Origin of the sequence: Pseudoalteromonas sp. MMG022 (assembly GCF_021654245.1) — a bacterium.
Taxonomy (GTDB): Bacteria; Pseudomonadota; Gammaproteobacteria; order Enterobacterales; family Alteromonadaceae; genus Pseudoalteromonas; species Pseudoalteromonas amylolytica.
On sequence record NZ_JAKFZQ010000047.1, the window covers coordinates 1 to 1,834 of the forward strand.

Annotated in this window: 2 rRNA genes; both read left to right on the plus strand. The window is 50.5% G+C overall.

The features are described 5' to 3' along the window. A 23S ribosomal RNA gene (locus tag L1070_RS20115) occupies positions 1-1,610 on the plus strand; the annotation flags it as partial. Positions 1,611-1,731: 121 nt separating this feature from the next. Next, positions 1,732-1,834 (plus strand): 5S ribosomal RNA (gene rrf / locus L1070_RS20120); the annotation flags it as partial.

Sequence of the window (1,834 nt, forward strand, 5' to 3'; positions counted from 1 at the left end):
CGCCGGAAGACCAAGGGTTCCTATCCCATGTTAATCAGGGTAGGGTAAGTCGACCCCTAAGGCGAGGCTGAAGAGCGTAGTCGATGGGAAACGGGTTAATATTCCCGTACTTGGAATAATTGCGATGGGGGGACGGAGCAGGCTAAGTAAGCATGGCGTTGGTTGTCCATGTGAAAGTGCGTAGGCTGAGAACTTAGGAAAATCCGGGTTCTTAAGGCTGAGACACGAGACGAGCCACTACGGTGGTGAAGTTACTGATGCCCTACTTCCAGGAAAAGCCTCTAAGCTTCAGATTATTTCGAATCGTACCCCAAACCGACACAGGTGGTCAGGTAGAGAATACTAAGGCGCTTGAGAGAACTCGGGTGAAGGAACTAGGCAAAATTGTACCGTAACTTCGGGAGAAGGTACGCTGACATTAGGTGAAGAGCTTCGCGCTTGGAGCTGAAGTCAGCCGCAGTGACCAGGTGGCTGGGACTGTTTATTAAAAACACAGCACTGTGCAAAATCGTAAGATGACGTATACGGTGTGACACCTGCCCGGTGCCGGAAGGTTAATTGATGGGGTTAGACTTAGGTCGAAGCTCTTGATCGAAGCCCCGGTAAACGGCGGCCGTAACTATAACGGTCCTAAGGTAGCGAAATTCCTTGTCGGGTAAGTTCCGACCTGCACGAATGGTGTAACCATGGCCACGCTGTCTCCACCCGAGACTCAGTGAAATTGAAATCGCAGTGAAGATGCTGTGTACCCGCGGCTAGACGGAAAGACCCCGTGAACCTTTACTACAGCTTGGCACTGAACATTGACCCTACATGTGTAGGATAGGTGGGAGGCTTTGAAGCGCAGACGCTAGTTTGTGTGGAGCCGTCCTTGAAATACCACCCTTGTAGTGTTGATGTTCTAACTTAGGCCCCTAATCGGGGTTGAGGACAGTGCCTGGTGGGTAGTTTGACTGGGGCGGTCTCCTCCCAAAGAGTAACGGAGGAGCACGAAGGTTGGCTAAGTACGGTCGGACATCGTACGGTTAGTGTAATGGTAGAAGCCAGCTTAACTGCGAGACAGACACGTCGAGCAGGTACGAAAGTAGGTCATAGTGATCCGGTGGTTCTGAATGGAAGGGCCATCGCTCAACGGATAAAAGGTACTCCGGGGATAACAGGCTGATACCGCCCAAGAGTTCATATCGACGGCGGTGTTTGGCACCTCGATGTCGGCTCATCACATCCTGGGGCTGAAGTCGGTCCCAAGGGTATGGCTGTTCGCCATTTAAAGTGGTACGCGAGCTGGGTTTAGAACGTCGTGAGACAGTTCGGTCCCTATCTGCCGTGGGCGTTTGAGAATTGAGAGGGGCTGCTCCTAGTACGAGAGGACCGGAGTGGACGAACCGCTGGTGTTCGGGTTGTGATGCCAATTGCATTGCCCGGTAGCTACGTTCGGAATCGATAACCGCTGAAAGCATCTAAGCGGGAAGCGAGCCTCGAGATGAGTTCTCACTTTAACTTTAAGTTAACTGAAGGGCCGTTGAAGACTACAACGTTGATAGGCTGGGTGTGGAAGCGTAGTGATACGTTAAGCTAACCAGTACTAATTACCCGTGAGGCTTAACCATACAACGCCAAAGTGGTTTTACACGCTAGAAGTTAGTGTTACTAAAGTAGTGTTTTACGAATTATCAGAATTTTTCCAGATTTAGTAAATTGGTTGGAACAACCGATTTACGCTCCAGTTTTCCTGGTGACTATAGCGTTTTGGAACCACCTGACCCCATGCCGAACTCAGAAGTGAAACGAAACAGCGTCGATGATAGTGTGGCAGCTGCCATGTGAAAGTAGA